This window comes from Streptomyces amritsarensis, assembly GCF_001953875.1.
Taxonomy (GTDB): domain Bacteria; phylum Actinomycetota; class Actinomycetes; order Streptomycetales; family Streptomycetaceae; genus Streptomyces; species Streptomyces amritsarensis.
This window is the reverse complement of sequence record NZ_MQUR01000007.1, coordinates 71,194-92,841: the sequence shown is the minus strand read 5'-3', so window position 1 is coordinate 92,841 and position 21,648 is coordinate 71,194. Positions and strand designations below refer to the sequence as shown.

Genomic DNA, 21,648 nt, shown 5'->3' with positions numbered 1-21,648 from the left:
GTGATGCCTTGCAGGAGAGAGGGGTGTCGCGAAGAAGAAGTCAGGGACGGGTCGAGCGGGCCGCGAAGTGGCCGGTCAGCGCCCGCGCCCGCCGGCGCCCGGCACGGGGAAGGCCCCGGTCGCGCGGCGCGTGATCTCGCCGTAGATCTCGGGGTCGGTCGTGTACTCGCCCAGGCGGCACGTCTTGCGGCTGCCGTGGTAGTCGCTGGAGCCGGTGGTCAGCAGCCCGAGTTCCGCCGCCAGGGCGCGCAGGCGCGCGCGGGTGTCGGTGTCGTGGTCCATGTGGTCGACCTCGACGCCGTCCAGGCCCGCGGCCGCCAGTTCGGCTATCGCGGACTCCGACACGCAGCGGCCGCGCTTGACGGCGGCGGGGTGCGCGAGGACGGTGACGCCGCCGGCCGCCTTGACCAGGCGTACGGCGTCGAAGGGGTCGAGCTCGTGCTTCTCGGCGTACGCGCGGCCGCCGTCGGCGAGCCAGTCCGGCGTGAAGGCGTCCGAGACGGTGGGCACGACGCCCAGCTCGACGAGGGCGGTCGCGATGTGCGGCCGGCCGACCGAACCGTCGCCGGCGATCCGCGCCACCTGTTCCCAGGTGACGTCCACGCCGAGGTCCTGGAGCTTGCCGACCATGGTCCGGGCCCGCGGGACCCGGTCGTCCCGGACGAGTTCCCGCTCGCGCGCGAGCTCGGGCTCCTCGGGGTCGAAGAGGTAGGCGAGCATGTGCACACCGACCCCGTCGAGGCGGCAGGACAGCTCGGCGCCCGTCACCAGCGTCAGTCCCGCGGGCAGGGCCGCGAGGGCCTCGCCGTACCCGCCGACGGTGTCGTGGTCGGTCAGCGCGACCACGTCCAGCCCGGCGCCGGCGGCGTTGCGCACCAGTTCGGCGGGGGTGTCCGTACCGTCGGATGCCGTGGAGTGGGCGTGCAGGTCGATGCGCACAGCCGAGCTCCAGGGGTCGTACGGACGGGGGGACACCCCAGGATAACCGGGCGGAAGGTCCGCTTTCGCCGGAAGGATCTCTGCCAGGAGGCCCGCGGCGCTCTACACGGGCCCCAGGATGCGCGGGCTCAGGGCACCGCACGGGAGGAGTTCGACCTCGGCGCCCCCTTCGCGCAGGTCGGTGAGGACCAGCTCGTCGTAGAGCAGGAGGCCGGACTGCTGCGGCCAGACGATGGCCCACAGCCACAGGCCGCGTGCCTCGCCGGCGAAGACGGCCCGGTCGTCCGGGCCGCCGCCCACGTGCCACAGCGGCGTGGGCCGGCCCGCCGCGACCACCTTGGTGTGGGGCGGCCCGTCCATGTTGATGGACCGGCCCGGGTCGAGGCCGTCGATGCCCGCGTACCGCGCGCCCAGGCCGACGCCCAGCTCCTCCGCGATCAGCAGCAGCTCCCCCACCCCGCCCACCGGTCCGGGACCCGAGCAGGCGACCACCGTCGCCCGGCCGCCGCTGCGGTCGTCACCGGCGGACGCCACCCCGGTGAACAGCCATCCGAGCGGCAGCGGCCACGGCATCCACACCGGTACGCGCGCCCGGTGCACGACCACGCCCAGGCCCTCCACGCTCGGCGGGATGACGGGTTGCAGGGGGTGGACAGCGCCGTGCACCGCGCACTGCCAGGAGTCGGAGAAGAGTCCGGGCGCCCTGACCCGGCCACCGCACTTCGGGCAAGTTGGTTCACCCCTCATAGGTAGCCACGCTCCTCCCCGCCCGGCCGCCAGTCAAGGCATGGTCACCCGTCCGGGCTGTCAGTCCAGTGCGACAGCGCTACGCAGAGGATCCCGCAGGTCCGTTCCGCGCGCGAGCCAGCGCTCCTGGAGGGCCGCCGCGCCGTGGACCCGCTTCCAGGCGGCCTCGTTCGCCGTCATCGGCAGCAGCGGCAGGAACCGCACCGCCTCCATGGGCTCGTCGAGCTCCAGGTCCTCCACCAGGCCGCCCGGTTCCGCCACGAGGACGGAGCTGAACGGCGCTCCCTCCCACAGCGGCTCGCCCACGTCGAGCGAGGCCCCGGGGGCCACGACCAGCCCCTCGACCTGCGGGGAGGCGGCCAGCACCGCGAGCGGCCTGAGCAGTTTGTCGGTGTCCGCCAGCCCTCCCCGTACGGTCAGCACCAGTTCGGCGCGCGGGCCCCGTACGGGGTCGGCGACGACGGCGGTCGGATCGGTCATCGGGTTCGCGGACATCCCCAGGGTCGCGTACCGCACGAGGTCGCCCTCGGCGAAACGGAGTACCTCGATGCGGTCGGTGCCCAGGAAGGTGACGGCGGCGCGGGCGTCGGGTTCACCGAACGCGGTGCGCAGCCGGGCCTCGACGAGAGCCAGAATTTCTGCCATGAAACGAGCATAGAACTCGTATCAGCCGGGTAAAGAGCGGGTCTTGACCATCCGTCGGCTGATAGTGTTGACAGCTGTTCGGGGCCGCACGCAGAAGCGTTGTTTCAAGGCCCCGGAGACAGGACGTCCCCTACGGGGGACCGGCCGGAGGAGGTGGGGCTGCGGTGGACCGAAGTCGATCGTGCAGTACCCATCGCTCTTCCGCTTCTCCGGCGGGCGTTTCCCGCCCTCTGTGATCTTCTGATCAGTAGAAGAGCGACGGCAAGACGTTTGTCCTCCGTCCTGTTCCCTCCCGCCTGCCCGGCCTGCCCCCGCGCGGTGATGGAGGGTCTCCCACCCGTACGGTCCGCAGCCGTGCGTGCGAAGGAGCCTGCCATGTCGATGCTGCCCTACCTGCGTGCGGCCGTACGCCCGTCCCTGCGCAAGTCCACCCCCGTCCAGCCCGGCTACGACGCGACCCGCGACCCGTCGGCGAGCAGCGCGGTGGTCGACTGCGCCGTGTACCGCGACGGCCGCCGGGTGCTGGGGCCCGCGTGTCTGACACCCCGTGAGGCGATCCGCCGGGTGCGCGAGGACGGCGGTTTCGCCTGGATCGGCCTGCACGAGCCGACGGAGGCCGAGTTCGCGGGGATCGCCGCCACCTTCGGCCTGCACCCGCTGGCCGTGGAGGACGCGGTGCACGCGCACCAGCGGCCGAAGCTGGAGCGGTACGACGACACCCTCTTCACCGTCTTCAAGACCATCCACTACGTGGAGCACGCCGAACTGACCGCCACCAGCGAGGTGGTGGAGACGGGCGAGGTGATGTGTTTCACCGGCCCCGACTTCGTCATCACCGTCCGGCACGGCGGACAGGGCTCCCTCAAGGGTCTGCGCCACCGCCTCCAGGACGACCCCGACCTGCTGTCCAAGGGGCCCTCGGCCGTCCTGCACTCCATCGCCGACCACGTCGTCGACGGCTACATCGCGGTCGCGGCGGCGGTGCAGGACGACATCGACGAGGTGGAGAGCGATGTCTTCGCGGCCCCCGCCAAGGGCAGTGCGCGCGGCGGCGACGCGGGCCGGATCTACCAGCTCAAGCGGGAGGTGCTGGAGTTCAAGCGGGCGGTCTCGCCGCTGCTGCGCCCGATGGAGCTGCTGAGCGAGCGGCCGATGCGGCTGGTGGACCCCGACATCCAGAAGTACTTCCGGGACGTCGCCGACCACCTCGCGCGGGTCCACGAGCAGGTGGTGGGCTTCGACGAGCTCCTGAACTCCATCCTCCAGGCCAACCTCGCGCAGGCGACGGTCGCGCAGAACGAGGACATGCGGAAGATCACCTCCTGGGCGGCCATCATCGCGGTGCCCACGATGATCTGCGGCGTGTACGGGATGAACTTCGACCACATGCCCGAGCTCCGGTGGGAGTACGGCTACCCGATGGTGATGGCGACGATCTTCGGCGCCTGCTTCACCATCCACCGGGCGCTGCGCCGCCACGGCTGGCTCTAGAAGGCCGCGATCCCGGCCTGAGCGCGAGACACCCCCTCGGGCCCGCGGGGCGACCCCCTACCCTGTCCGCATGACTCTCAGCACGCTCGACCTGGCCCTCGTCGAGGAGGCCACCAAGAAGTCCGGCCTGATCTGGGTCCGCGGCGCCGGCGCCGACCGCGCCCTGTGGCACGCCTGGGTGGACGGTGCGGCCCACGTGCTGGGTGACGGGCCCGGCGAGCAGCCGTTCCCGGGGTTGGCGGACGGCGCGGGCGCCGAGGTGACCGTGCGGAGCAAGGACAAGGGCGGCCGGCTGGTGGCCTGGACGGCGACCGTACGGGAGCTGCCGCCCCGCGGCGAGGAGTGGCAGGCGGCCGTCGCCGAGCTCAAGGGCAAGCGGCTGAACGCGCCCGACGCGCAGGACATGACCGAGCGGTGGGCGCGGGAGTGCCGGCTGCTGCGGCTGGAGCCGGAGTCGGTGCGGTCGGCGCTGCCGGACGGCTCGCTGGCCGCGGCCCCGCTGGGCTCCCCGGCGACGACCCGCCGGCCGGTCCCGGCGGCCCTGCCGAAGCTGCTGCTGAAGCGCAGGAAGGCCGCCCGGGGCTGACCGGAAGAAGGCCCGCCCGGCGCCTGACCGGCGATACGCCGCCGGGCGTCGTCCGGTCCTGGCCGGCGGGTCGCCTCCTACGGCGTGGTCGGGTTCGCGCCCTGGCCGGAGCCCTTGGAGGCGGCCGGGGCGGGCGCGCCGCCCTCCCCCTTGGTCGTCGGCAGCTGGCTGCCGTAGTCGACCGTCTGGTCCTGGGCGGGCGGGTCGAGCTGGAACGGCTTGCCCCACTCGGCGAGTTCCACCCGGCCGGCGCCGCCGGCCCGCTCCATGAGCAGCGGGTACGGGGTCCCCTCCAGCGACACCGAGAGCTTGCCGCCCTTGCCCTCGTCCGCCGTGACCTGGACCGCGCGGGTGTGCCCGACCTTGGTGTAGGAGCCCTTGGCGAGCTTGCCCTCCAGGCCCAGCAGGCCGTCCAGCAGGACGTCCATGTCGGTGAAGCCGCGGAACTGCTTGTAGGAGGGGTCGCCCTCGGGCACCTTCACGTACTTGTCGGCGAGCTTGCCGGCCGAGTCGGTCTGCCCCCAGAACGCCGCGCTGGCCTTCAGGTAGAGCTGCTCCCCCACCCGCAGCAGCTGGAAGGTGTCGTCCTGCGACTTCACCTCGCCCGAGCCGCCGTCCGACTTCAGCCGCATGTCGACGGTGAAGGCCTTGCCGCCGCTGACCAGCGTGCCCGACAGGTGTACCGATTCGGCATCGCCCGCGGCCGCTTTGGCCTTCGCCTCGATCTTGTCGGCGGTGAGCCTGCCGACGCCGTTCGTGCCCTCGTCCGGGTCGTCCCCGCAACCCGTACCGGTCACGGCGAGGCCCGCGCACAGCACACCGATCAGGGCGGCCCGGCGCAGCCGCGCGGCGGGGAAGTAGGCGGTCACGGGCAGGTGCCTCTCGTCGTCGTCTGCGGGCAGCAGGCAGCGTACCCGCCCGTGTGCGCCGGCCCGCGACCGCTCCCCGGGGTCCGCGGGGCCCCGGGCGGACCTCCCCACCAGGACGCTTGCCTGCGGCACGGGCTAGCCTGAGGGGCGGCAGGACTGTCGATTGACGCTCTAGGAGGCGCTCGGATGGTTGCAGGCGCCCCGCGGATCTTCGTCTCGCATCTGTCGGGTGTGCCGGTCTTCGATCCCAACGGCGACCAGGTCGGCCGGGTCCGCGACCTCGTCGCGATGCTGCGGGTCGGCGGCCGACCGCCGCGGCTGCTGGGGCTCGTGGTCGAGGTGGTCAGCCGGCGGCGGGTCTTCCTGCCGATGACACGCGTCACGGGAGTGGAGTCCGGGCAGGTCATCACCACCGGCGTCATCAACATGCGGCGCTTCGAGCAGCGCCCCACCGAGCGGCTGGTGCTGGGCGAGCTGCTGGACCGGCGGGTGACGCTGGTCGCCAGCGGCGAGGAGGTCACCGTCCTGGACGTGGCCATCCAGCAGCTGCCGGCCCGCCGGGACTGGGAGATCGACCGGATCTTCGTGCGGAAGGGCAAGTCGGGTGCGCTGCGCCGGCGCGGCGAGGCCCTGACGGTGGAGTGGTCGGCCGTGACGGGCTTCTCCCTGGAGGAGCACGGGCAGGGCGCCGAGAACCTGGTCGCCACCTTCGAGCAGATGCGCCCGGCCGACGTGGCGAACGTCCTGCACCACCTGACGCCGAAGCGGCGTGCCGAGGTGGCCAACGCCCTCGACGACGACCGGCTCGCGGACGTGCTGGAGGAGCTGCCCGAGGACGAGCAGGTGGAGATCCTCGGCAAGCTGAAGGAGGAGCGCGCCGCGGACGTCCTGGAGGCGATGGACCCGGACGACGCCGCCGACCTGCTCTCGGAGCTGCCGGAGGACGACAAGGAGCGGCTGCTGACGCTGATGCGGCCCGACGACGCGGCCGACGTGCGCCGCCTGCTGTCCTACGAGGAGAACACCGCCGGCGGTCTGATGACCACCGAGCCGATCGTGCTGCGCCCGGACGCCACGGTCGCGGACGCGCTGGCCCGCGTCCGGCAGGCGGACCTGTCGCCGGCGCTGGCGGCGCAGGTGTACGTGTGCCGGCCTCCGGACGAGACGCCGACGGGCAAGTACCTGGGCACGGTGCACTTCCAGCGGCTGCTGCGGGACCCGCCGTTCACCCTGGTCAGCTCGATCGTGGACACGGACCTGCCGCCGCTGCGGCCGAACGCCTCGCTGCCCGCGGTGACCACGCACCTGGCCGCCTACAACATGGTCGCGGTGCCGGTGGTCGACGAGAGCGGGTCGCTGCTGGGCGCGGTGACCGTGGACGACGTACTGGACCACCTGCTGCCGGACGACTGGCGGGAGACGGAATTCCATTCCGAGGAGGCCGTCGGTGGCCGCTGAGCGAGGGCGCTTCGACCGGGGCCGTGGCGAGCAGGCGCGCGAGCGGCGCCGTGAGCAGATCCGGGAGCGGCGCGAGCAGGCGCGGACGCAGGCGCGCGAGCACGGGTTGGCGGCGGAGGCGGCGGAACGATCCGGCGAGCGGGCGTCGAAGCCGTCGGGCACCGGGTCGAGCGCGCTGACGCGTCCGCGGGTCCGCCTCGACCTGCCGCGGGCGCCGCGCCGGTCCCTGCTGCCCGAGTACGACCCGGAGGCGTTCGGACGGCTCTCCGAGCGGGTGGCGCGGTTCCTGGGCACCGGCCGCTTCATCGTGTGGATGACGCTCGTCATCATCCTGTGGGTGCTGTGGAACGTCTTCGCGCCGGACGACCTGCGGTTCGACAAATACCCGTTCATCTTCCTGACGCTGATGCTGTCGCTCCAGGCCTCCTACGCCGCCCCGCTGATCCTGCTCGCGCAGAACCGGCAGGACGACCGCGACCGGGTCACCCACGAGCAGGACCGCAAGCAGAACGAGCGGTCCATCGCCGACACGGAGTACCTGACGCGGGAGATCGCGGCGCTGCGGATGGGTCTCGGCGAGGTCGCCACCCGCGACTGGATCAGGTCGGAGTTCCAGGACCTGATCAAGGAGATGGACGAGCGGCGTCTATTCCCGGCGGAACGTGATGAAGGCGACCGCTGAACGGCTTTCCTGAGGCGTGCTACCGAGCCGTACCATCGGGGCATGGCTACCGACACAAGCTCCGCCGCCGTGCCTGAGCAGGACGCGATCCTGGACGCTCTGGCGACGGTGAACGACCCCGAGATCCACCGGCCGATCACCGAGCTCGGCATGGTCAAATCGGTGGAGATCGGCGACGGCGGCGCGGTCGCCGTCACGGTCTACCTGACCGTGTCGGGCTGCCCCATGCGCGAGACGATCACCAAGAACGTGACCGAGGCGGTCGAGAAGGTCGCCGGTGTCACCTCCGTGTCGGTGTCGCTGGACGTGATGAGCGACGAGCAGCGCAAGGACCTGGCGGCCACGCTGCGCGGCGGCACCGCCGAGCGCGAGGTGCCCTTCGCCAAGCCGGGCTCGCTGACCCGCGTGTACGCGGTCGCCTCCGGCAAGGGCGGCGTCGGCAAGTCCTCCGTCACGGTCAACCTCGCCGCGGCGATGGCGGCGGACGGCCTGAAGGTCGGCGTGGTCGACGCGGACATCTACGGCCACAGCGTGCCGCGCATGCTGGGTGTGGACGGCCGTCCCACCCAGGTCGAGAACATGATCATGCCGCCGTCGGCGAACGGCGTGAAGGTCATCTCCATCGGCATGTTCACCCCGGGCAACGCGCCGGTCGTGTGGCGCGGTCCCATGCTGCACCGGGCCCTGCAGCAGTTCCTGGCGGACGTCTTCTGGGGCGACCTGGACGTGCTGCTGCTGGACCTGCCGCCGGGTACGGGCGACATCGCGATCTCCGTGGCGCAGCTCGTGCCGAACGCGGAGATCCTCGTCGTCACCACCCCGCAGCAGGCCGCGGCCGAGGTGGCCGAGCGGGCCGGTTCGATCGCCGTGCAGACCCACCAGAAGATCGTCGGTGTCGTCGAGAACATGTCGGGCCTGCCGTGCCCGCACTGCGACGAGATGGTGGACGTCTTCGGCTCGGGCGGTGGCCAGAAGGTCGCCGACGGGCTGACCCGGACCACCGGCGCGACGGTGCCGGTGCTGGGCACGATCCCGATCGACGTCCGGCTGCGCGAGGGCGGCGACGAGGGCAGGCCCGTCGTCCTGTCCGACCCGGACTCGCCGGCCGGCGCGGCCCTGCGCTCGATCGCGGGCAAGCTGGGCGGCCGTGCCCGCGGCCTGTCGGGGATGTCCCTGGGCATCACCCCGCGCAACAAGTTCTAGGCCCTGCGGGGTACGCGGAAGGGCACCGCCGGCCGGCGGTGCCCTTCCGCGTACCCGTGCCCGTACCGGCCGCGGACGGCTACTGGTACGTGCCGAGGTCCGCGATGGCCGAGAAGCCGAGGCCGTAGGCGCTCATGCCGCGGCCGTAGGCGCCCAGGTGGACGCCGCTGCCGGTGGAGCCGGCGAGCACCCAGCCGAACTCGGACTCGCGGTAGTGGAAGGGCGTCGGCTCCCCGTCCACGGGCAGCGACAGCGTGGACCAGTCCTCGCCGTCGAGGTCGTCGGCGAGCTCCCACGCGGCCTCGGTCTGCTGGTCGAGCCAGTCGTCGCGCAGGGCGTGGTCCATCTGTCCGGGCCAGCTGTACGCCAGCAGCCCGGAACCGGCCAGCCAGGCGGCCGAGGAGACCGAGGTGGCCTCCAGGACGCCGGTGCCGTCGCCGCTGCGGCGCAGCGGGTTGCTCGCCACGGTGATGACCACCGCGAAGCGCTCCTTCTCGCCGGTGGCGATCTCGCCCCGGGCGGAGGGCTCGTCGCCGTGGCCGGTGGAGCCGTGCTCCACCGTTCCGTCGGCGGCGGTGCCGACGTGCATGAGCCAGCGGGGGCCGGTGAAGGCTCCGTCCAGCCCGTACCAGGGGAAATCGGCCGCCAGGAAGCCCTCGGCGGTCCGGCGGGCCGCCGGCACGGGGGCGGCGGCCTCCGGATGCTGCGCCTCGGCCGGATCGCCGGTATGCGGGCTCGTATGCGGGCCGGTATGGGGTTCCTGCGCGGCGTCCGCGGCGGCGGGTGCCTCGGCGGTCTGCGCCCCTACCAGGCTGCTGCTCGTCGTCTCCATCTGGGCGGCCTCTCGTTCCGTGGGGTCCGGAACGGCCCTCCCCCTCGCTGTGCTGGGGGGACCCCCTCCCTCGGGCGTCCCGCGATCCGGACAGATGGAGGATAGCCACCGGACCCCGGATCGCCGGGCAGGCTCGGTCAGGTGGCGTCGGCGTCGAAGCGCACGCGCTGCTCGGCAGCCGGGGCGGCGGGCTTCTTCAGCAGGTCCGGACCGGCGGCGGCCGGGGCGGCCGCGGCGGGGTCGGGCTCCGGGTTGTTGACGGCGTCCGAGACGTCGTTCAGCTCCTTGCGGAGGTCGAAGCTGCTGCGGATCTCCTTGAGGTCCTCGTTCTCCGAGAGCTGCTTGCGGATGAAGGTCTTCGGATTCAGGTCCTCGAATTCGAAGTCCTTGAAGTCGGGTCCCAGTTCGGAGCGGATGTCGTGCTTGGCGCTGTCGGAGAACGCCCGGACCTTGCGGATGAAGCCCGTGACGTCCTGGATGACCTTGGGCAGCTTGTCCGGGCCGAAGACGAGAATCGCCAGAACCACGATCGTGACGAGTTCGAGTGCGCCTATGTCGTTGAACACCTTGCCGCTCCTCGGCTCTCTGTCACTTCGGGCCCGAACACACGGTACCCGTCCTTGCCCGCGGGCCCCTACACGCGTTCCGGACCTGTGAGGGTTTCACCCCCCGGCCACCCGGTGATCATGAGCCGTTCGCCGATCCGAGGACGACGTCCAGCGTGCGTTCCCGGCCGTCGCGCAGCACGGTGAGGGTGAGCGGGTCGCCCGGGCGGTGGGCCCGGATCTTGATGATCAGCTCGTCGCCGCCGCGGACCCGCTGTCCGTCCACCTTGGTGATCACGTCACCGGGCTTGATGCCGGCGCGGGCGCCGGGTCCGCCGGCGGTCACGGACGGCTTGCCGTCCTCGCCCTTGTCCCCCACCCGGGCTCCGTCGCCCGTGTAGTCCATGTCGAGGGTGACCCCGATGACGGGGTGCGTGGCGCGGCCCGTCGCGATGAGCTCCTCGGCGACGCGCTTGCCCTGGTTGATGGGGATGGCGAAGCCCAGGCCGATGGAGCCGCCCTGCCGGTCGGGGTCGTCCTTGTCGGCGCCGCGGATGGCGCTGTTGATGCCGACGACGTGCGCCCGGGCGTCCAGGAGGGGTCCGCCGGAGTTCCCCGGGTTGATGGGGGCGTCGGTCTGGAGCGCGTCGACGTAGCTGATGTCGCTGCCGTCGCCCTTGTCGCCGCCCGCGGTGACGGGCCGGCCGGTGGCGCTGATGATGCCCGCGGTGACGGTGTTGGAGAGGTCGAAGGGCGCGCCGATGGCGACGACCGGGTCGCCGACCTGCACGTTCTCGGAGTTGCCCAGGCTGAGCGGCCGCAGCCCGCGCACGCCGCTGACCTTGACCACGGCCAGGTCGTAGCCGGAGTCGCGGCCGACCAGCTCGGCGGTGACGCTCTCGCCGGTGCTGAAGGTGACCGCTATCTCCTTGGCATCGGCGACCACGTGGTTGTTGGTCAGGATGTGGCCCTGCGGGTCCAGTACGAAGCCGGTGCCCGTGCCGCTGCTCTTCGCGCCCCGCACGTGCAGGGTGACCACCCCGGGCAGTGCGGTGGCCGCGATCCCGGCCACGCTGTCGGGCGCCCGACCCTTGTCGGTGACGGCCGCCTGCGGCAGCTCCAGCCTGGTGCTGCTCTGCCGTTCGGCGAGGACGCCGAGCCAGCCGCCGATGCCGCCGGCGAGCAGGGCCGTGACGGCGGCGAGGGCCGCCACCTGCCACAGCCGGAAGCCGGGCCGGTCCCGGCCCCGGTCCACGGCCTGGAGGGGCTGCGCGCCCCAGGGGTCGTAGCGGACCTCGGGGGCCGGCGCCTCCTGGGCGGGGGCCGCCTGCCCGGCGGCCCGGTCGCCCTCGGCGCCGTCCCCGTCCGCACCGCTGCCGTCGTCGCGGGTCCGGGGGCGCGGGGCGGGAACCCCGTCACGACGGCTGTCGGCCGTGCCCTCGGGCCGGCTCCACCACTGTGGAGCCGGGTCGGTCTGCTGCCTGTCGGCCATGGGCGCTCCCCGCGTACCTGTGCGCATGTCCGGCCGATTCAACCAGGTCCGGGGTCAGCGCAGCAGGGAGACCGGACGGGCCGAGCCCGGCGGGGAGGGCTGGGGCGGCGGCAGCGGGCTCGCGACGGCCGTCAGGAGGCTCGGTACGGCCGCGGGAGTGGGCAGCCGGTCGCGGACCGCCGCGTCGCTCACGGGCAGGGCGGGGCCGGGCCTTGAGGCGGGCGCCGGGGAATCCCCCCGGACGGTGGGTTCCGTGCCCTCCACCGGCAGCGTGCCGCCCAGCGCGAGGGCGGCCAGCGAGACCGCTCCGGCGGCGACGAAGGCGAACCGGCGGCGCGGACGGCCCACCTCGTGGATGCGGAAGCCCTCCTGCGGCCGCGTGGCGGCGGCGACGGGCAGCCCGTACGCGAAGGCCTCGAACGGGTCTCGGTCGCCGGCGCCCGGCCCCGGTGGCCCCAGGGGGCCGGACGGGCCGTCGAGACCGCCCGGGAGCCCCTGGAGGCGCGCGAGCAGGCCCGCGGACAGCGGCGGCGGCGCGCTCTCCACGAACATCGTCTTCAGACGGCGCTGGGCGTCGGCCTCGGCCTTGCACTTGGCGCAGGTCGCCAGGTGGGCCAGGACCCGCTCGCGGGCGTCGTGCTTCAGCTCCCCGTCAACCAGGGCGGCAAGCCGGTCGCCCAAGTGCTGTTCGGCAGGGGAAGGACTGGCTCCGGTCACTCGGCTCCGCCCTCTCTCCCGGCACCCGGCGCGCCCGGCGCCACCCCGGCCAGCGCCCGCTGCTCGGCCCGGGCCGAGGGGGACCGGTGCTTGAGCGCCTTGCGCAGGTGCGAACGGCCGCGGTGGATACGGCTGCGTACGGTGCCGAGCTTCACGCCGAGCGTCGCGGCGATCTCCTCGTAGGACAGGCCCTCGATGTCGCACAGCACCACGGCAGCACGGAACTCGGGGGCGAGGGTGTCCAGCGCCTGCTGGACGTCCGCGTCGAAGTGCGTGTCGTGGAGGACCTGCTGGGGGGACGGCTCACGGCTCGGCAGCCGCTCGGCGGCGTCGTCGGCGAGCGCGTCGAAGCGGATCCGCTGCTTGCGGCGGACCATGTCCAGGAAGAGGTTCGTGGTGATGCGGTGCAGCCAGCCCTCGAAGGTGCCCGGCGTGTACGTGGACAGCGAGCGGAAGACGCGGACGAAGACCTCCTGGGTGAGGTCCTCGGCGTCGTGCTGGTTGCCCGTCAGACGGTAGGCAAGGCGGTAGACCCGCGCGCTGTGCGTGCTGACGATCTCCTCCCACGAGGGAGGGGTCCACGCCTGCGATCCCGCATCTGCGGCAAAGGTCGCGGTGGTTGCGGTGTCTGCGGTGTGGAAGCGGTCAGCAGTGTAGGTCACGGATTTCGGCTCACCCGCCGACCAGAAGAGGCGTCTGAACACGCCTCCACGATCCACAGGCGCAGCCGCACCTCCCCTGTCGGCTCTGGTGGTGTCCAGTGGAGTCCCTACCATAGCCACCCCCTCTGTCAGCTCCGGATAAGGGTTTTTGCAGTATCTTTACGCAAGTCTTAGGCCCCGGGGCGGTCACGCCGCCGATCTGCCCGGCGCCGTCCTTCTCGTCCCGCCTCCACCCCTCACAACGCCCGGTCCCATCTGCGGGTTCCCGACGTCAACGGATACAGTCACCGTTGCGCCAACTATGGGGACAGGAGAGGGTCATTACCGGCAACCGGCAGACGAGCTGGGCGTTCGCCGACGCGTTTGTCGCCGAGGACGACGCTCTGCGATGGGCCCGCGACCGGTCCAGGGAAGCGGGCCTGCGCTCCGTCTCCCCCGGGACCGGCGCCGCGCTGCGCCTGCTGGCCGCCACGGCGGACGCCAAGGCGGTCGCCGAAATCGGTACCGGGACCGGCGTCTCCGGCATCCACCTCCTGCACGGGATGCGCCCCGACGGGGTGCTGACCACGGTGGATCCCGAAGCCGACCGGCAGGCCTTCGCCCGCCAGGCCTTCCGCGCCGCCGGCTTCGCGGGCAACCGCGCCCGCTTCATCCCCGGCCGCGCCCTCGACGTCCTGCCGCGCCTGGCAGACGGCGGCTACGACCTCGTCTTCTGCGACGGGGACCCGACCGAGTCCCTCGACTACCTCGCTGAATCGTTGCGCCTGCTGCGCCCCGGGGGGCTGGTGTGCTTCGAGGGGGTCTTCTCCGACGGCCGTACGGTCGACTCCGCGGCCCAGCCCGTGGAGGTGCTCCGCGTCCGCGAGCTGCTGCGCAGCGTCCGGGAGAGCCCGGCGCTGGAGGCCGCGCTGCTCCCGGTGGGCGACGGCCTGCTGTGCGCCGTGCGCCGCTGACCCGCGTACGCCCGCCCCGCCCGCCCCGGCCCGGACCGGATCAGCTCAGGAGCGCGAAGGTGAGCGCCGCCGTACCGCCCAGGGCGGTGCCGGCGAGCAGCTGCGCCGGGGTGTGCGCCCGCAGCGCGAGGCGGGACCAGCCGACGGCGGCGGCGACCGCGGCCGCCGGGAGGACCGCCGGGCCGAAGACGAGCAGCAGGATCATCACGGTGCCGCCGGCCACCGACATGTGGATGGATATCTGCCAGGCCACCGTCACCAGCAGCGAGGAGACCAGGCCGACCAGCATCGCCACGACGAGCGCGAAGACGTCCGCGGGGGCGCCCAGGGCGCGCAGCAGGGCGACCCCGGCCAGGACCGAGACCAGGCTCAGCGCCATCGGGACGACCCGCTGGCGCCGGACCCGGATGTGCTGGTCGGTCAGGGCGCCCCGGCGGACCCCCACGGTGATGATGGCGATCGGGACGGCACCGCAGAACAGGGCGGCGAGCAGGCCCCAGCCGAGCCCCGTCCACGACCCGGTGCTGTGCCACCCGACGAGCAGGAGCAGGGCGACCACCAGGTTCGCCGGGGCCAGTACGTCGGACAGGACGCGGGCCGCCTTCTGGCGCGGGGTGCAGTCGGCGAAGGCCGGCGGCGCGGGCGGGGAGAAGGTCACGTGCGGCTCCGCCGGGATCGGGGACAGGGGTCCTCGGACGACACAGCGCTGCCCCGGCCGCTGATCGCGGTCGGGGCAGCGCAGAGAATGCGAAAGCAGAAGGTGGAAGTGCTGTCAGCGGGTCAGCCGACGACCTTCTTCAGGGCGTCACCCAGGGCGTCCGCCTCATCGGGGGTCAGCTCGACGACAAGCCGACCGCCGCCCTCGAGCGGTACGCGCATGACGATGCCCCGCCCCTCCTTGGTGACCTCGAGCGGGCCGTCGCCCGTCCGCGGCTTCATGGCCGCCATGCTCGTTCCCCTTCCTGAAACCAGCTCATCGTCAGCCGACGGCCCCATTCAGGCGCCTAATACCCGGCATCGAACACATTGCTTCCCAGCCATTATCCCGCATGTCAGGACCCGATGACCAACATCACCCTGGAACGCTTGGGCAACGCGCTCGACCAAAACCACTCATTTCGGGGATCCGCCTGCGATACTTCGCCGCCGCACCTGGGGAACGGCTCCGGCTTTCTTTGACACACATCACATGTGCGCTCCCGGTCCGGTCCGCCATGCTGGCCCTTGCACCGGCCGGTACCGACCGGTAGCCAAGCCCGCGACGAAGGGGGACCCCCTGCCATGGCCGACAGTGTGCTCTACGAAGTGACCGACGGACTCGCGACCATCACGATCAACCGTCCCGACGCGATGAACGCGATGAACACCGAGGCCAAGGTCGCACTGCGCGACGCTGCGCTGGCGGCGGCCGCGGACACCGCGGTCCGGGCGGTCCTGCTGACGGCCGCCGGCAACCGGGCCTTCTGCGTGGGCCAGGACCTCAAGGAGCACATCGGCAACCTCGCGGCGGACCGCGAGAGCGGCTCCTCGCTGACCATGAACACGGTCAAGGAGCACTACAACCCGATCGTGCGGGCGCTCACCGAGATGCCGAAGCCCGTGGTGGCCGGCGTCAACGGCGTCGCGGCCGGGGCGGGCTTCGGCTTCGCGCTCGCGGCCGACTTCCGGGTCGTCGCCGACACCGCCTCCTTCAACACCTCCTTCGCCGGGGTGGCCCTCACCGCCGACTCCGGGGTCTCGTGGACGCTGCCCCGCCTGATCGGCGCCTCCCGCGCCTCGGACCTGCTGCTCTTCCCGCGTTCGATCAAGGCGCAGGAGGCGTACGAGCTCGGCATCGTCAACCGGCTGGTGCCGTCGGACTCCCTGCACGCCGAGGCCGAGGCCGTGGCCCGCGCGCTGGCCGCGGGCCCGACCGTCGCCTACGCGGCGCTGAAGGAGTCCCTCGCCTACGGGGCCACCCACACGCTCGCGGAGTCCCTGGCCCACGAGGACGTGCTGCAGACCCGCGCGGGGGCCTCCGAGGACCACTCCATCGCCGTCCAGGCGTTCCTGGCGAAGCAGCCGCCGAAGTACCTCGGCCGCTGAGCCGCACGGGCGTGCGCGGCCCGGTCGGGCGGTGCCGGGCGGCCGGGCCCCTGCCCTCGGGCCGGGTCGCGCGCCTCAGGCCGGGTCGCGCGCCTCAGGCCGGGTCGCGCAGGGCGCAGGCGGCCAGATGGTCGTTGACCAGCCCGCAGGCCTGCATCAGGGCGTAGGCGGTCGTCGGGCCGACGAAGCGGATGCCGGCCTTCTTGAGGGCCTTGGCCAGGGCGGTGGACTGCGGGGTGATCGCCGGCACCTCGGTGACCGTGAGCGGGGCGGGGCCGGGCTCCTCGGGGGCGTGGGACCAGATCAGGGTGTCCAGCTCGCCGGGCTCCCAGTCGGCCAGAACCTTCGCGTTGGCCAGGGTCGCCTCGATCTTCGCCCGGTTGCGGATGATCCCCTCGTCGGCCAGCAGCCGCTCCGCGTCCGCCGTCCCGAACTCGGCGACCGCCGCGATGGAGAAGTCGCAGAAGGCCTTCCGGAAGCCCTCGCGGCGGCGCAGGATCGTCAGCCAGGACAGCCCCGACTGGAAGGCCTCCAGGCACAGCCGCTCGTAGAGGGCGTCGTCGCCGTGGACCGGGCGGCCCCATTCGGAGTCGTGGTAGGCGACGTACTCCCCGGTGGACCCCGTGGACAGCGCCCACGGGCAGCGCAGCAGCCCGTCCGGGCCCGCGACCGGTCCGCTCACCGCTCGCCGCCCTTGGTGAGGTCCACGCGGCCGGGCGCGTCCGCGGGGGCCGTCAGCTGCGCGATCCGGGCGTCCCGCTCGGCGAGCTCCGCGGCGAGCCGCTCCAGTACGTCGTCCACCTCGGCCATCCGGTAGCCGCGCGGGGCGACCGGCAGGCGCAGCGCGTCGATGTCCTCCCGCACCACGGGCCGGTTCTCCGGCAGTCCGTCCGCCACCCGGTCCGGCTCGGCCTCCGGCAGGACGGCCTCAGAACCGCCGCCGATCACGGCGAGGGTGACCGCTGCCACGACCACGACCAGCGCGATCATCAAGAAGAAGAACACGATCAACTCCCCTGAGAGACTCCGGCCACCAGGTTAAGGTCGCTGGCGAGGCGCGAGGGCCGCCGAAGGAGGAAAGACCAGGATGCTGCGACTGGGCAGGCGCGAGTTCGACACCCACGAGCCGGTGATCATGGCCATCGTGAACCGGACTCCGGACTCCTTCTACGACCAGGGCGCGACGTTCCGCGACGAGCCGGCGCTGGACCGGGTGGAGCAGGCGGTCGCCGAGGGCGCCGCGATCATCGACATCGGCGGCGTCAAGGCGGGCCCGGGCGAGCACGTGGACGCCGCCGAGGAGGCGCGGCGCACGGTCGGTTTCGTGGCCGAGGTCCGGCGCCGCCACCCGGACGTGGTGATCAGCGTGGACACGTGGCGGCACGAGGTCGGCGAGGCCGTGTGCGAGGCCGGGGCGGACCTGCTGAACGACGCGTGGGGCGGGGTGGACCCCAAGCTGGCCGAGGTCGCGGCGCGCCACGGCGTCGGGCTGGTCTGCACGCACGCCGGCGGGGTCGAGCCGCGCACCCGGCCGCACCGGGTCGCGTACGAGGACGTGATGGAGGACATCCTGCGGGTCACGGTCGGGCTCGCGGAACGGGCCGCGGCCCTCGGTGTCCGCCGGGACGCGATCATGATCGACCCGGGCCACGACTTCGGGAAGAACACCCGCCACTCGCTGGAGGCGACCCGCCGGCTGGAGGAGATGACGGCGACCGGCTGGCCGGTCCTGGTCTCCCTGTCCAACAAGGACTTCGTCGGCGAGACCCTCGACAAGCCGGTCAAGGAGCGGCTGCTGGGCACCCTGGCCACCACGGCCGTCTCGGCCTGGCTGGGCGCCCAGGTCTACCGCGTCCACGAGGTCGCGGAGACCCGGCAGATCCTGGACATGGTCCGGTCCATCCAGGGCCACCGGCCCCCGGCGGTCGCCCGCCGCGGCCTGGCCTGAGGCCCGACGGCCCGCCCGGCCTGGTCCCGCCGGCCCGGCCGGCCTGAGGCCCGACGGCCGCGGGCCCGCCCGGCCTGGTCCCGCGGGCCGGCCGCGGCCGGCCCGCGGGGGCGGGCTACTTCCCGACTTCCTTCGTCACCAGGGCGATCGCCTCGTCCACGTCGTCGGTGACGTGGAAGAGGTAGAGGTCCTTCTCCGAGGCCTTGCCCTGGGCGATGACCGTGCCCCGCAGCCAGTCGACGAGCCCGCTCCAGTACTCCGTGCCGAACAGCACGATGGGGAAGCGGGTGATCTTCTGGGTCTGGACCAGGGTCAGCGCCTCGAACAGCTCGTCCAGCGTCCCGAGTCCGCCGGGCAGCACGACGAAGCCCTGGCTGTACTTCACGAACATCGTCTTGCGGACGAAGAAGTACCGGAAGTTCAGGCCGAGATCGACGTGCTGGTTGAGCCCCTGCTCGAAGGGGAGCTCGATGCCGAGGCCGACCGAGATCCCGTTCGCCTCGCGGGCGCCCTTGTTGGCCGCCTCCATCGCCCCCGGACCGCCGCCGGTGATCACCGCGAACCCGGCGTCGACGAGCGCGCCGCCGATCCGCACGCCCGCCTCGTACTCGGGCGAGCCCTCCGGGGTGCGGGCCGAGCCGAACACGCTGATCGCGGGCGGCAGCTCGGCGAGCGTGCCGAAGCCCTCGATGAACTCCGACTGGATGCGCAGGACCCTCCAGGGATCGGTGTGCACCCACTCGGAGGGCCCGGCGGAGTCCAGCAGCCGCTGGTCCGTCGTACTGCCCGCCTGCACCTGGCTGCGCCGCCTCAGCACCGGCCCGAGCTGCTGCTCCTCGGGCCGACGACGAGCGCTGCCTTCGGGGTTGCCCATGATGTGCTCCCTCCTGCTGATCGTTGGATCAGGGTAGGCGCACCAAGGTGACGAGAAGCGGAATTCAGGAGGTCAGCCAGGCGCGGAGTCGTTCCTCGCAGTGCAGGATCGCCTTCGTCTCAACCCGCTCGTCCACCTTGTGGGCCAGCAGGGCGTCGCCCGGGCCGTAGTTCACCGCCGGAACGCCCAGGGCACTGAAGCGGGAGACGTCGGTCCAGCCGAACTTCGGCATCGCCCGGCCGCCGACCGCCTCCATGAACGCGGCCGCGGCCGGGTGGGAGAGGCCGGGGAGGGCGCCGCCGGAGAAGTCGTCGATCACGAACTCCTCGACGCCGCAGTCCGCGAAGACCTCCCGGACGTGGGCGATCGCGTCGTCCATGCTGCGGTCCGGGGCGAAGCGGAAGTTGACCGTCACGGTGCAGGCGTCGGGGATGACGTTGTTGGCGACGCCGCCCTCGATGCGCACCGCGTTGAGGCCCTCGTGGTACTCCAGGCCGTCGATGACGGGCCTGCGGGCCTCGTACGCGGCGAGCCGGGCCAGGATCGGGCTCGCCGCGTGGATGGCGTTGGAGCCCATCCAGCTGCGGGCGGAGTGGGCGCGCTCGCCGGAGGTGCGCAGCAGGACGCGCAGGGTGCCCTGGCAGCCGCCCTCGACCTCGGCGTTCGAGGGCTCCAGCAGGACCGCGAAGTCACCCGTGAGCCAGTCGGGGTGGGCGCCTGCGACCTTGCCGAGGCCGTTGAGGTCGGCGGCGACCTCCTCCTGGTCGTAGAAGACGAAGGTGAGGTCCCGGTTCGGCTCGGGCACGGTCGCGGCGATGCGCAGCTGCACGGCGACGCCGGACTTCATGTCGGTGGTGCCGCAGCCCCACAGGACGCCGTTCTCGTCCAGGCGCGAGGGGACGTTGTCGGCGATCGGCACCGTGTCGAGGTGGCCGGCGAGCACGACGCGCTCGGCGCGGCCGAGGTGCGTGCGGGCGACGACGTTGTTGCCGAAGCGGTCCACGGTGAGGTGGGGCAGGCCGCGCAACGCGTGTTCCACGAGGTCGGCGAGTACCTTCTCGTCGCCGCTCACGGAAGGGATGTCGACGAGCCGGGCGGTCAGCTCGGCGGCGTCCAGGGTGAGGTCCAGCTCGGATTCGGACATGGAACTGACCCTAACGCCCCGGGGTGTGCCGAAGCGTCCCTCGTCCGGCCGGTGGACGCGCCATATGCCTCAAGTACGGTGGGCCGCGTGTCCGAGATCCGTGAACCCCGTCCTCGCCGCCGCAGGCTGCTGCGTGTGGTCGTCGGCCTGCTCGTTCTCCTTTCGGTGATCGGGTACTTCGCCGTGCAGCGCGCCTCGGTCGGCGGTGGCGCGCCCTTCTGCGTCGCCAGTGCGGATGCGTCCGACCGCGGCGGCGAATCCGAAAAGTACGAGATGTCTCCGGAGCAGGCGGCGAACGCGGCGACGATAGCCGCCGTCGGCATCGCCAAGGGGCTGCCCGACCGGGCCGTCACCATCGCCCTGGCGACCGCCATGCAGGAGTCCGCCCTGCGCAACCTCGACCACGGCGACCGGGACTCGCTGGGCCTCTTCCAGCAGCGGCCGTCGATGGGCTGGGGCACGCCGGAGCAGATCACCGACCCGGTGTACTCGGCCGGGATCTTCTACGACCACCTCGTCGACGTGCCCGGCTACTCGCGGCTGCCGCTGACGGTGGCCGCGCAGAAGGTGCAGCGCAGCGGCTACCCGCAGGCCTACGCCAAGCACGAGCCGGACGCGACCGTGCTGACGGCCGCCTTCGCCGGCGGCGGCAGTCTGGACTGCGGCGGGCCGGCGCCCACGCAGCCGGGCGACCCGGAGAAGGTGCGGGAGGGCCTGGCGCGGATCTTCGGCAAGGACGGGATGCACACCTTCGGCCCCCAGGGCGGCGGCGGTCAGGCCGGCCGCAACGGCGGCGGCGGCCGGACCTCCCCGGAGCCGGAGATCACGATGGTGGAGAAGGGGGAGGCGGGCGAGGCCGCGACGCGCCGCAGCCGGGCGATGGCCCACTGGGCGGTGGCCAACTCCCGCGAGATGGGGATCGCCAGGGTCTCCTACGACCTGCGCGGCTGGGTCGCGGGCAAGGACCGGGGCAGGTGGCAGGACAAGGCCGGCGACGGCGACCCCTACGGCGCGGCGCCCGGCGAGGTGCGGATCTTCATGGCCCGCTGAGCCGCGGCGGCCCCGCCGCCCTGCAGCCCCGCCGCCCTGGGGTCGCGGCGGACCCTGCGGTCGCGGCGGACCCTGCGCGGGTCAGCCGGGAGCGCCCGGCCGCGCGTACGAGTGATCACTCCTGCGGGGGTGATCACCATCGCCCCCGCGAGTGCCGTGGATCGACGGAACCCCTGGTGGGCGCGCATCCAATGCTCTTGTCGCGGAAGCCGATTAAACGATGCGTTACCGATCCTTTACCCGGTGGCGCCGCAACTCCACCCGCCCCACGAGCGGTTAGTCAGGTGTACTCAGCCGCTACCGCTTAGGAGCATCATGTCCCTCCCCCTGACCCGTCGGATCGCCCGTGCCGCGCTGCTCGTCGCAGCCGGGGCAGCGCCCGTGGTCGGTGCGGCCGGCGCGGCCAACGCCGCCGGTCTGGAGTCCGTGCCGCAGCTGGGCGCACTCACCGCCACGGACGCCCCCGCGGCGACCGCCGAGACGGCCACGGGAACGGCCACCGACGCCCTCGGCAACGCGGGCGCCGCCACCCAGTCCCTGCCGGCCCCCGCCTCCGACCTGGCCGGCCAGGCGGGCGGCCTGCTCGGCGGGCTGCCCACCACGCAGGACCTGCCGGTCTCCGCACTGCCCGTGGGCGGTGTCCTGCCGGCGGGACTGCCCGGCGGCGCCCTGCAGGGCTGACGCCCGGGGAACACACCGAGGGGGCCGGGAGTTTCGTACTCCCGG

The 21,648-nt window shown here is 72.9% G+C and carries 25 protein-coding genes; 10 read left to right on the top strand and 15 right to left on the bottom strand.

Annotated features, from left to right (window positions below):
- Positions 1–75 precede the first annotated feature (75 nt).
- From AVW11_RS05305 to AVW11_RS05295, 3 genes are all read right to left on the bottom strand, one after another.
- Positions 76–939, bottom strand: a complete 864-nt coding sequence (locus AVW11_RS05305) for a PHP domain-containing protein (protein WP_076043387.1) — start codon at positions 937–939, stop codon at positions 76–78.
- Positions 940–1,041: 102 nt separating this feature from the next.
- Positions 1,042–1,686, bottom strand: a complete 645-nt coding sequence (locus AVW11_RS05300; protein ID WP_060176703.1) for a DUF6758 family protein — start codon at positions 1,684–1,686, stop codon at positions 1,042–1,044.
- Positions 1,687–1,746: 60 nt separating this feature from the next.
- Positions 1,747–2,331 carry a suppressor of fused domain protein gene (locus AVW11_RS05295; RefSeq protein ID WP_030853448.1) on the bottom strand — a complete coding sequence of 195 codons (585 nt, stop codon included), beginning with the start codon at positions 2,329–2,331 and terminating at the stop codon, positions 1,747–1,749.
- 375 nt (positions 2,332–2,706) lie between these two features.
- Here AVW11_RS05295 and AVW11_RS05290 point away from each other — a divergent pair, with 375 nt between their 5' ends.
- Both AVW11_RS05290 and AVW11_RS05285 read left to right on the top strand, forming a co-directional pair.
- The gene (locus AVW11_RS05290; RefSeq protein WP_060176702.1) at positions 2,707–3,822 is read left to right on the top strand and encodes a magnesium and cobalt transport protein CorA; all 1,116 of its coding nucleotides are present in this window, start codon (positions 2,707–2,709) and stop codon (positions 3,820–3,822) included.
- A 70-nt stretch (positions 3,823–3,892) separates the two neighbouring features.
- Positions 3,893–4,408, top strand: a complete 516-nt coding sequence (locus tag AVW11_RS05285) for a hypothetical protein (protein ID WP_030853443.1) — start codon at positions 3,893–3,895, stop codon at positions 4,406–4,408.
- 77 nt (positions 4,409–4,485) lie between these two features.
- On the opposite strand, the gene AVW11_RS05280 is transcribed toward AVW11_RS05285, so the two are convergent.
- Positions 4,486–5,277 carry a hypothetical protein gene (locus tag AVW11_RS05280; RefSeq protein ID WP_225884928.1) on the bottom strand — a complete coding sequence of 264 codons (792 nt, stop codon included), beginning with the start codon at positions 5,275–5,277 and terminating at the stop codon, positions 4,486–4,488.
- 186 nt (positions 5,278–5,463) lie between these two features.
- Here AVW11_RS05280 and AVW11_RS05275 point away from each other — a divergent pair, with 186 nt between their 5' ends.
- The 3 genes from AVW11_RS05275 to AVW11_RS05265 all read left to right on the top strand — a co-directional run bounded on the left by AVW11_RS05275 (position 5,464) and on the right by AVW11_RS05265 (position 8,620).
- Positions 5,464–6,735, top strand: a complete 1,272-nt coding sequence (locus AVW11_RS05275; RefSeq protein WP_030853436.1) for a magnesium transporter MgtE N-terminal domain-containing protein — start codon at positions 5,464–5,466, stop codon at positions 6,733–6,735.
- A 175-nt stretch (positions 6,736–6,910) separates the two neighbouring features.
- The gene (locus AVW11_RS05270; RefSeq protein ID WP_225885142.1) at positions 6,911–7,417 is read left to right on the top strand and encodes a DUF1003 domain-containing protein; all 507 of its coding nucleotides are present in this window, start codon (positions 6,911–6,913) and stop codon (positions 7,415–7,417) included.
- A 42-nt stretch (positions 7,418–7,459) separates the two neighbouring features.
- Positions 7,460–8,620, top strand: coding sequence for an Mrp/NBP35 family ATP-binding protein (locus AVW11_RS05265; RefSeq protein ID WP_060176701.1), 1,161 nt, complete (start codon positions 7,460–7,462; stop codon positions 8,618–8,620).
- A 79-nt stretch (positions 8,621–8,699) separates the two neighbouring features.
- Here the strand turns inward: AVW11_RS05265 and AVW11_RS05260 are convergent, their stop codons facing one another.
- The 5 genes from AVW11_RS05260 to sigE all read right to left on the bottom strand — a co-directional run bounded on the left by AVW11_RS05260 (position 8,700) and on the right by sigE (position 12,982).
- Positions 8,700–9,452, bottom strand: a complete 753-nt coding sequence (locus AVW11_RS05260; RefSeq protein ID WP_076043386.1) for a hypothetical protein — start codon at positions 9,450–9,452, stop codon at positions 8,700–8,702.
- 137 nt (positions 9,453–9,589) lie between these two features.
- Positions 9,590–10,018 carry a sec-independent translocase gene (locus tag AVW11_RS05255; protein WP_030853423.1) on the bottom strand — a complete coding sequence of 143 codons (429 nt, stop codon included), beginning with the start codon at positions 10,016–10,018 and terminating at the stop codon, positions 9,590–9,592.
- A 118-nt stretch (positions 10,019–10,136) separates the two neighbouring features.
- Positions 10,137–11,489: a S1C family serine protease gene (locus AVW11_RS05250; protein ID WP_076043385.1), complete on the bottom strand. Its 1,353-nt coding sequence runs from the start codon at positions 11,487–11,489 to the stop codon at positions 10,137–10,139.
- Positions 11,490–11,543: 54 nt separating this feature from the next.
- On the bottom strand, positions 11,544–12,170 hold the full coding sequence (locus AVW11_RS05245) for a zf-HC2 domain-containing protein (RefSeq protein ID WP_225884926.1): 627 nt from the start codon (positions 12,168–12,170) through the stop codon (positions 11,544–11,546).
- Positions 12,171–12,202: 32 nt separating this feature from the next.
- Entirely contained in the window at positions 12,203–12,982 is a 780-nt protein-coding gene (gene sigE, locus AVW11_RS05240; protein WP_076043384.1) for an RNA polymerase sigma factor SigE, read from the bottom strand.
- Positions 12,983–13,158: 176 nt separating this feature from the next.
- On the opposite strand from sigE, the gene AVW11_RS05235 reads away from it, so the two are divergent.
- Positions 13,159–13,821 (top strand): O-methyltransferase, encoded by a 663-nt coding sequence (locus AVW11_RS05235; protein ID WP_030032218.1) that lies wholly within the window; start codon positions 13,159–13,161, stop codon positions 13,819–13,821.
- Positions 13,822–13,861: 40 nt separating this feature from the next.
- Here the strand turns inward: AVW11_RS05235 and AVW11_RS05230 are convergent, their stop codons facing one another.
- Both AVW11_RS05230 and AVW11_RS05225 read right to left on the bottom strand, forming a co-directional pair.
- Complete coding sequence (locus AVW11_RS05230) at positions 13,862–14,479, bottom strand: hypothetical protein (RefSeq protein ID WP_076043383.1); 618 nt, start codon at positions 14,477–14,479, stop codon at positions 13,862–13,864.
- A gap of 122 nt (positions 14,480–14,601) precedes the next feature.
- On the bottom strand, positions 14,602–14,769 hold the full coding sequence (locus tag AVW11_RS05225; protein ID WP_003966491.1) for a DUF3117 domain-containing protein: 168 nt from the start codon (positions 14,767–14,769) through the stop codon (positions 14,602–14,604).
- 333 nt (positions 14,770–15,102) lie between these two features.
- On the opposite strand from AVW11_RS05225, the gene chcB reads away from it, so the two are divergent.
- Positions 15,103–15,906 (top strand): 2-cyclohexenylcarbonyl CoA isomerase, encoded by an 804-nt coding sequence (chcB, locus tag AVW11_RS05220; protein ID WP_030853399.1) that lies wholly within the window; start codon positions 15,103–15,105, stop codon positions 15,904–15,906.
- Positions 15,907–16,000: 94 nt separating this feature from the next.
- Here the strand turns inward: chcB and AVW11_RS05215 are convergent, their stop codons facing one another.
- Complete coding sequence (locus AVW11_RS05215) at positions 16,001–16,588, bottom strand: DNA-3-methyladenine glycosylase I (protein WP_060176698.1); 588 nt, start codon at positions 16,586–16,588, stop codon at positions 16,001–16,003.
- Entirely contained in the window at positions 16,585–16,917 is a 333-nt protein-coding gene (locus tag AVW11_RS05210) for a DivIVA domain-containing protein (RefSeq protein WP_076043382.1), read from the bottom strand. Before AVW11_RS05210 ends, AVW11_RS05215 begins: the two co-directional genes overlap by 4 nt.
- A gap of 76 nt (positions 16,918–16,993) precedes the next feature.
- Between AVW11_RS05210 and folP the strand changes: the two genes are divergently transcribed.
- Positions 16,994–17,854 carry a dihydropteroate synthase gene (folP, locus tag AVW11_RS05205; RefSeq protein WP_060176697.1) on the top strand — a complete coding sequence of 287 codons (861 nt, stop codon included), beginning with the start codon at positions 16,994–16,996 and terminating at the stop codon, positions 17,852–17,854.
- Between the two features lie 115 nt (positions 17,855–17,969).
- On the opposite strand, the gene AVW11_RS05200 is transcribed toward folP, so the two are convergent.
- Positions 17,970–18,728, bottom strand: coding sequence for an LOG family protein (locus AVW11_RS05200; RefSeq protein WP_030660072.1), 759 nt, complete (start codon positions 18,726–18,728; stop codon positions 17,970–17,972).
- Positions 18,729–18,792: 64 nt separating this feature from the next.
- The gene (dapE, locus tag AVW11_RS05195) at positions 18,793–19,872 is read right to left on the bottom strand and encodes a succinyl-diaminopimelate desuccinylase (protein WP_060176695.1); all 1,080 of its coding nucleotides are present in this window, start codon (positions 19,870–19,872) and stop codon (positions 18,793–18,795) included.
- An 87-nt stretch (positions 19,873–19,959) separates the two neighbouring features.
- On the opposite strand from dapE, the gene AVW11_RS05190 reads away from it, so the two are divergent.
- Entirely contained in the window at positions 19,960–20,922 is a 963-nt protein-coding gene (locus AVW11_RS05190; protein ID WP_030853386.1) for a hypothetical protein, read from the top strand.
- Positions 20,923–21,237: 315 nt separating this feature from the next.
- A complete protein-coding gene (locus tag AVW11_RS05180) occupies positions 21,238–21,603 on the top strand; it encodes a hypothetical protein (RefSeq protein ID WP_030853379.1) in 366 nt (121 codons plus the stop codon).
- Positions 21,604–21,648 lie beyond the last annotated feature (45 nt).

Bases quoted from the DNA above. Each gene is read 5' to 3' on its own strand.
- AVW11_RS05180 (WP_030853379.1), top strand. From the start codon at position 21,238: ATGTCCCTCCCCCTGACCCGTCGGATCGCCCGTGCCGCGCTGCTCGTC.
- AVW11_RS05300 (WP_060176703.1), bottom strand. From the start codon at position 1,686: ATGAGGGGTGAACCAACTTGCCCGAAGTGCGGTGGCCGGGTCAGGGCG.
- sigE (WP_076043384.1), bottom strand. From the start codon at position 12,982: ATGGTAGGGACTCCACTGGACACCACCAGAGCCGACAGGGGAGGTGCG.
- AVW11_RS05200 (WP_030660072.1), bottom strand. From the start codon at position 18,728: ATGGGCAACCCCGAAGGCAGCGCTCGTCGTCGGCCCGAGGAGCAGCAG.
- AVW11_RS05285 (WP_030853443.1), top strand. From the start codon at position 3,893: ATGACTCTCAGCACGCTCGACCTGGCCCTCGTCGAGGAGGCCACCAAG.
- AVW11_RS05275 (WP_030853436.1), top strand. From the start codon at position 5,464: ATGGTTGCAGGCGCCCCGCGGATCTTCGTCTCGCATCTGTCGGGTGTG.
- AVW11_RS05265 (WP_060176701.1), top strand. From the start codon at position 7,460: ATGGCTACCGACACAAGCTCCGCCGCCGTGCCTGAGCAGGACGCGATC.
- chcB (WP_030853399.1), top strand. From the start codon at position 15,103: ATGGCCGACAGTGTGCTCTACGAAGTGACCGACGGACTCGCGACCATC.
- AVW11_RS05290 (WP_060176702.1), top strand. From the start codon at position 2,707: ATGTCGATGCTGCCCTACCTGCGTGCGGCCGTACGCCCGTCCCTGCGC.
- AVW11_RS05250 (WP_076043385.1), bottom strand. From the start codon at position 11,489: ATGGCCGACAGGCAGCAGACCGACCCGGCTCCACAGTGGTGGAGCCGG.
- dapE (WP_060176695.1), bottom strand. From the start codon at position 19,872: ATGTCCGAATCCGAGCTGGACCTCACCCTGGACGCCGCCGAGCTGACC.
- folP (WP_060176697.1), top strand. From the start codon at position 16,994: ATGCTGCGACTGGGCAGGCGCGAGTTCGACACCCACGAGCCGGTGATC.
- AVW11_RS05295 (WP_030853448.1), bottom strand. From the start codon at position 2,331: ATGGCAGAAATTCTGGCTCTCGTCGAGGCCCGGCTGCGCACCGCGTTC.
- AVW11_RS05260 (WP_076043386.1), bottom strand. From the start codon at position 9,452: ATGGAGACGACGAGCAGCAGCCTGGTAGGGGCGCAGACCGCCGAGGCA.
- AVW11_RS05225 (WP_003966491.1), bottom strand. From the start codon at position 14,769: ATGGCGGCCATGAAGCCGCGGACGGGCGACGGCCCGCTCGAGGTCACC.